Source organism: Aestuarium sp., from assembly GCF_023253315.1.
Taxonomy (GTDB): Bacteria; Pseudomonadota; Alphaproteobacteria; order Rhodobacterales; family Rhodobacteraceae; genus Marivivens; species Marivivens donghaensis.
In genome coordinates this window covers 1-1,475 of sequence record NZ_JALRGW010000074.1, presented here as the reverse complement: position 1 = coordinate 1,475, position 1,475 = coordinate 1, and the positions used below count along the sequence as shown (strand labels likewise).

Annotated in this window: 2 protein-coding genes and 1 pseudogene; all 3 read right to left on the bottom strand. The window is 50.6% G+C overall.

Going from position 1 to position 1,475, the window contains the following annotated elements; all coding sequences use genetic code 11:
• On the bottom strand, positions 1–121 hold a 121-nt coding region (locus AC1QQ2_RS14175), incomplete at its 3' end, for a hypothetical protein (RefSeq protein ID WP_479713621.1).
• Positions 122–138: 17 nt separating this feature from the next.
• Positions 139–1,014, bottom strand: coding sequence for a F0F1 ATP synthase subunit gamma (locus tag AC1QQ2_RS14170; protein WP_479713620.1), 876 nt, complete (start codon positions 1,012–1,014; stop codon positions 139–141).
• A 16-nt stretch (positions 1,015–1,030) separates the two neighbouring features.
• Positions 1,031–1,475 (bottom strand): annotated as a pseudogene (locus AC1QQ2_RS14165) (F0F1 ATP synthase subunit alpha); the annotation flags it as partial.

The following is a 1,475-nucleotide window of genomic DNA, read 5'->3' as shown; positions in this document are numbered from 1 at the left end:
CAAGCTTCTTGCCGTTGTTGTCGGTGTTCAGTGCGTTGAGAATCTCGGGAAGAGCGTCCTCGAACTGCACGTCCACAACGGCGCCAATCACCTGCGTGATTTTGCCTTTTGCGTTTGCCATTTCGTTTCTCCGATTCCTTAGAGCGCCTCAGCGCCCGAAATGATTTCAATGAGCTCGTTGGTGATTACAGCCTGACGCGAGCGGTTATACTCGATGGTCAGACGGTCGATCATGTCACCTGCGTTGCGGGTGGCGTTGTCCATGGCGGACATACGCGCACCTTGTTCCGAGGCGCCATTTTCCAGCAGAGCGGCAAAGATTTGTGTTGCAACACCACGAGGTAGCAAATCCGCAAGAATTGCTTCTTCACTTGGCTCGTAATCATATAGCGTTGCATCCGCATTTTCTTGACCAGCCTCATAGCTGGCTGGAATGATCTGTTGTGCTGTCGGAATTTGGGACACGACGTTAACAAATTTCGAAAAGAAAATTGTTGCGACGTCGAATTCGCCATCTTCAAAGCGTGACAATACATCCTTGGCAATTGCTTGAGCGTCAGTATATCCAACGCGTTTTACCTCGGACAAATCGACGTGACCGATGAATTTATCACCGAAATCACGACGGAGGTTGTCACGACCTTTTTTACCAACAGTCAAGATTTTGACCGTTTTCCCGGCAGCGACCAATTCCGCTGCACGCGTTTTTGCCAATTTCGCGATGTTCGCGTTAAAACCACCACATAGGCCGCGCTCTGCTGTCAATACAACCAACAGATGGGTTTGATTGCTGCCTGTACCGCGAAGCAGCAGTGGCGCACTATCAGACCCGCCGACCGAAGCCGCCAGCGACCCAAGAACGGCGTTAAACCGTTCTGTATAGGGGCGCGATGCCTCGGCAGCATCTTGGGCGCGGCGCAATTTTGCTGCCGCGACCATTTGCATAGCCTTGGTGATCTTACGAGTGTTTTTAACACTCTCGATCCGATTTTTTAAGTCCTTAAGACTTGGCATAGCCTCGTCCCCTTACTTATGCGAAATCTGCTGCGAACTCGTCCAGAGCGGCGCGAATTTTTTGCTCGGCTTCACCTTTTACTTTTGGATCTTCTTTTGTGATGTAATCCAAAAGATCAGCATGTTTGCCACGTAGGTGTGCCAATAGACCTGCTTCGTAACGGCCAACTTGGTTTACAGCAACTTTGTCCAAGTAACCATTGGTGCCTGCGAAAATCAAACATACGATTTCTGCGTTGGTCAATGGTGAATACTGAGGCTGCTTCATCAGCTCGGTCAAACGTGCACCACGGTTCAGCAACTGTTGTGTCGCAGCGTCAAGGTCAGAACCGAACTGCGCAAACGCTGCCATTTCGCGGTACTGAGCCAAGGACAGTTTAACAGGACCAGCAACGGATTTCATGGCGTTGGTTTGTGCGGATGAACCCACACGAGAAACCGACAGACCGGTGTTCACAGCT

Bases quoted from the DNA above. Each gene is read 5' to 3' on its own strand.
- AC1QQ2_RS14170 (WP_479713620.1), bottom strand. From the start codon at position 1,014: ATGCCAAGTCTTAAGGACTTAAAAAATCGGATCGAGAGTGTTAAAAAC.